The organism is Microcystis sp. M49636_WE2 (assembly GCF_030065375.1).
Lineage (GTDB): Bacteria > Cyanobacteriota > Cyanobacteriia > Cyanobacteriales > Microcystaceae > Microcystis > Microcystis aeruginosa_C.
Genome location: NZ_JASJFG010000481.1, coordinates 1 through 4144 on the forward strand (window position 1 = coordinate 1; position 4144 = coordinate 4144).

Consider the following 4144-nt stretch of genomic DNA (forward strand, 5'->3'; position numbering starts at 1 on the left):
AGTAGGAGCAATGAAAGATACAGGCGAGCCATTTAAATTTAGTAATTTTGGTGGTAAATATGCAACTCAAGGGATTCTCGCTCCAGGAGAGAATATTTTAGGCGCTCAACCCGGAACCGATGACCCCATCCGCAAAAAAGGGACTAGCTGCGCGGCTCCCATTGTGACAGGAACAGCCGCTTTATTGATGAGTTTACAATTAGAACAGGGTTTATCTCCCGATGCAGAAGCAGTAAGAGCCGCCTTGATTAATAGTGCCATCCCCTGCGATCCTAATGAAGTAGAAGAACCAGAACGCTGTTTATTAGGAAAAATCAATATTGCGGGTGCTTACGAATTAATTACCGGACAAAAATTATCAAGCTTACCCAGTTCAATAACAGAAAACGCCATCACCTCACCTATACTCAGTGGCAAATACATTTTAGATCCACAACCTATAGCAACGGGAAGTTTTAAAATCTATAAAGCTGTTGATGCAACTAACCCCGGCGTAAATCTTGCTATTAAGGTATATCAACTAAATCTGGAGGAACAACTAGCAACTGGTAATAAAACTTTTTTCAAATCCTTGAGTAAGGAGATGGCAAATGAAGCCTTAAAGAGAGAAATACAAGCTCTCACAGAGTTAAAACATCCTAGAATTATCAAACTGCTTGATTATGGTGTTGATGAACATACAGATAATGAGTTTTTGGTGCTTGAATGGATGGACTGGAATTTAGAAGATTATCTTCAAGTTTATCCCTATAAAGATTGGCATGACTTTTATATAAATATTGCCTTACCGATTCTTGAAGGTCTGGAATTTTGTCACCGTCATCACTATATCCACAGAGACATTCATCCGACAAATATTCTTATTGACAATCAAAGTAATGTCAAGCTTGCTGATTTTAACGTTTCCACGAAAATTGACAATAACGATAATAGTAATATTACCTTAGTCTCTCTGTTGAAACCTGGGCGAGGTATTTATGTTCCTCCTGAACCGGGTAATGGGCTAAACAGCTATGATAGAGATGTGTTTGCCTTTGGCATTTTAGTGTTAGATTGTTTAACTGATGTTGAATTGTCTAATTATGAAGATGTTTTAGCTGCACTACAAAAACTTGATGCACCACTACCCATTAAAAATTTAATTGCAGCGACAATTGCCCTTGATCCCGAAAAAAGACCGGCTACAGCCAAAGTTCTTTTAAGAGAATTACAAGCAATTGAAAACCTAGAACAGCTTAAAAAGCCCTTAGTCAAGGAATCTGAAATAAAACTCAATTCCCATCTGGTTAGTGGAAACACAAATCTTAATCAAGTATCATCAAATATCGCTGTCACAACTCCTGTTTCTGCAAACTTGATCAATGCTAGTCAAGCAAGCATTACTCCTAGTCAACGGTCAAACCTCGTTTATGTGTTAGGAACTTTAGGTTATGATTTCGGCACAGAAGCGCGTCGGGACACCTTTAAACAGTTAATGCCAACCATCACGATCGATAATCTTGAATTACCTCCCAATCCCTACGATGCGCGGCAAATGGTAGATTATTTAGAAAGTAATTTATCAGAAACTAAGTCTTTAATTTGGACAGTCAATTTAGAACTAACTCCCATCTATGCAATTAAACCCGTGGGAGCTTTTGCCGCCGATGTTTATCAAGTCATGCAATATATGTTGGCGGGTCAAATATTACCAGAATCCGACGAAGATTATGTCGAAAGGGTGAGTATTCCCGGTATCCTGACTGAGGAAACAGTCAAACTGTTTTCTGGTCAAATTGTTCCCGTCATCAAGGTTAATAGTCCGCGAGGAATGTATGGCTGGAAAATTAATACTTTGATTGAATCAGCGATAGAAACTGTTAGTACAGAACATGAAATCGCCGATGAAGCGAGGATGCGGCGTTCTCTAACCAGTTTCTTAAATCGCATTTATTATGACTTACGCAACGTCGGACAAATCGCCCGGGATCGCGCTTTAAATTTTGCGGCTACTAACGCTTTTCAAGCCGTACAAACCTTCTCCCAAGCAGTAGCAATGGGAATGGAATTACACAGTATTGAAGTGGAAAAAAGCCCTTTTTGTCGCTATGGTAGTGAATGTTGGGATGTGAAATTAAAATTCTTTGATCCCGAAAATGGTCTGCGGGCCAAACGAGTTTTTCGCTTTACGATTGATGTCAGCGATCGCACACCTGTAACTTTAGGTAAAGTGCGTTCTTGGGCTGTTTCTAAATAGCCTGAGTCTGCTAAGTAAGTAGTTATAATTAAATTGAAGATAGATTTTGCCTCTGATCCCCCCTGCCCCCCTTAATAAGGGGGGTGCCGATAGGCGGGGGGATCCCCCCTGCTCCCCTTAATAAGGGGGGTGCCGATAGGCGGGGGGATCCCCCCTGCCCTACTTGATAAGGGGGGGATCTGACAACTTTTAACACCTACCTACTTAAGTACCTAAGCAAAGAATGATTAATCAATAAGGCCAGGGTTAACTTGTCAAAATTCTACCAAATGTACTTAGCAAAAATGTCGATCAAATTCAATTATAATTAACTTCTTATTCAAAATTTTAGTTAATTATGCGTTACAAACTTTTAGGTAATAGTGGTCTGCGAGTTTCCGAACTATGTCTAGGAACGATGACATTCGGGGAAGATTGGGGTTGGGGGTCGGATAAAGAGGAAAGTCGGGCGGTTTTTCAGGCTTTTGCGGAAGCGGGCGGCAATTTTCTCGATACGGCCAATATCTACACAAACGGAACCAGTGAAACATTAGTGGGGGAATTTGTCAAGGGCGATCGAGAAAAATGGGTAATCGCCACGAAATATTCTCTCAACACCCGCCCCGGCGATGTCAATGCTTGCGGAAATCATCGAAAAAACCTCTTTCAAGCGGTAGAAGCTAGTTTAAAGCGTTTAGGTACTGATTACATCGATTTACTCTGGCTTCATATTTGGGACTCTCTCACTCCTATCGAGGAAGTGATGCGTGCTTTCGATGATTTGGTCAGGATGGGAAAAGTGCTTTATATCGGCATTTCTGACAGTCCTGCTTGGATTGTCTCCCAAGCAAACACCCTGGCCACCCTACGGGGATGGACACCCTTTATCGGACTACAAATAGAATATTCTCTCAAGGAACGCACCCCCGAACGGGAATTATTGCCTATGGCCAAAGCATTAAACATCGGGGTGACAGCTTGGAGTCCCCTGGGAGGAGGAGTTTTAACGGGAAAATATAATCAACCCCACCCCGTCGATGGTCGTTTAAGCATGACCGACCAACCTTTTCAAATTTTTGATCGCGATCTGAAAATTGCCGAGACTGTCCTGGAGATTGCCAGAGAAATCGGGAAATCACCGGCACAAGTGGCGTTAAATTGGCTCAGAAATCGCCCTAACCCCATAATTCCTATCATTGGCGCTCGAAAATTGTCCCAATTGCAGGATAATCTCGCCTGTGTGGACTTTAACCTGACTGGGGAACAGCTGCAACGACTCGATAATATCAGTGCCATTTCCCTCGGTTTTCCCCACGAACTTTTAGCCAGTCAATTTGTTCGCGATATCCTATTAGGAGGAGTAGCTGCACAATTGGATCGATGATGGAAGTTTTTGTTTATGGAACCCTGAAACCCAGGGAGAGTAACTATGCTGCCTACTGTGCAGGAAAAGTGATCAACTCTAGAACCGTCTACACAAGGGGGCATTTATACCATCTTACCGCCCTCGGTTATCCCGGACTGACCGAGGGGGAGGGCTGGGTGAAGGGAATTTTATTGACTTTTAACGCAGGTTATGATATTGGGCTTTTGGATGGTTTGGAAGATTATCAACCCGGCAGAGCTGCAGAAGAAAACGAGTATCAGCGTCGCAGAATCCCTATTTATAATCTAGAGCGAGAATTGATCGGCGAAGCCTGGGGATATGTGATGACACCAGCAAAAATAGCTTTTCATGGCGGTGTTTGGCTGCCTTCCGGTTGGTGGACCAGTAGCGATCGAGAATAGGGATGAGGGGGCCGATTCTGTTAAGATATACAAATTAAAAGCTTAATCGTGAAAAAATTATGTATCTACTCCTAGAAGTGGCCCGTGGCAAATTCCCCGTTTATTTCGTGGCAGTTTATGTGGTCGGTTTTCTGGCTGCTG

3 protein-coding genes and 1 pseudogene are annotated in these 4144 nt (G+C 42.5%); all 4 read left to right on the plus strand.

What is annotated here, in order from left to right:
- On the plus strand, nt 1–2236 hold a 2236-nt coding region (locus PX484_RS11350), incomplete at its 5' end, for a PatA/PatG family cyanobactin maturation protease (protein ID WP_288103876.1).
- A gap of 337 nt (nt 2237–2573) precedes the next feature.
- On the plus strand, nt 2574–3599 hold the full coding sequence (locus PX484_RS11355) for an aldo/keto reductase (RefSeq protein ID WP_002802558.1): 1026 nt from the start codon (nt 2574–2576) through the stop codon (nt 3597–3599).
- A complete protein-coding gene (locus tag PX484_RS11360) occupies nt 3596–4003 on the plus strand; it encodes a gamma-glutamylcyclotransferase family protein (RefSeq protein ID WP_287765385.1) in 408 nt (135 codons plus the stop codon). Before PX484_RS11355 ends, PX484_RS11360 begins: the two co-directional genes overlap by 4 nt.
- 59 nt (nt 4004–4062) lie before the next feature.
- Nucleotides 4063–4144, plus strand: a pseudogene (locus PX484_RS26015) (photosystem II assembly protein Psb35); the annotation flags it as partial.